Source organism: bacterium, assembly GCA_024228115.1.
Lineage (GTDB): Bacteria > Myxococcota_A > UBA9160 > UBA9160 > UBA6930.
Genome location: JAAETT010000665.1, coordinates 1 through 676, shown reverse-complemented (window position 1 = coordinate 676; position 676 = coordinate 1). Strand labels below are relative to the sequence as shown.

General features: G+C 61.8%; 1 protein-coding gene. It reads right to left on the bottom strand.

Features of this window, described 5'->3' with window-relative positions; genetic code table 11:
• The coding region (locus tag GY937_27650; protein MCP5060490.1) for a hypothetical protein at positions 1-573 on the bottom strand (573 nt) is incomplete at its 3' end.
• Positions 574-676 lie beyond the last annotated feature (103 nt).

Genomic DNA, 676 nt, shown 5'->3' with positions numbered 1-676 from the left:
GTCACGGAACAGCTCTGTGCGCTGGTCCTTCTGGAAGTCACTGTCTGCTGCCTGCATCAGGCCCCACGCAGCGGGCAACTTGAGGAACGCAGCCAGTGCATCCACAGTGTCAGCCCCGGCTACGAAGGGTGAGTCCACCCCCGCCACGACTACCTTGCCGTCCTCGTTGCGGTAGAGCCCGAGCGTAGGCTGCACCCAGTCCGGGATCTTGAGGCCGGAATCATCCATGCGCCCGGCTTCAGCTCGACCTTCCTCATCGAACCCTGAGGTACCTGTTAACCGCCCCGTGAGGCCCATCACCTGGTTAGTGAACTCCTCAGTGATGCGCTCAGCGTTGTGGATGTTGCCCGGCTGGGTCATCATGATCCGAGCTTGGAGAGCTGTGTTCTTGCGGGTGAAGGTGTAGAACCGGCTGAGCATCCGCACGCTCTCGGACTCGAAGGTAGTCAGATCCCCGTAGTCGAACAGGAACTGCCTCACCCGCTCCGCTGCGTGCTTGGAGTTCATGCCCTTGTGGGCCTTGCCGTCAATGAATAGGCCCATGCGAGCGTTGTTCTCGATGGCTTGCCCCACCGCTCGGCCGCTCTGGAGCGCAGGGTTGTCTTGGCTGAGGGGATTGGCTAGGCGCCGACCGAAGGACTTCTGGGTACCAGGGAGCAGGGAGTCGTTGACTCGG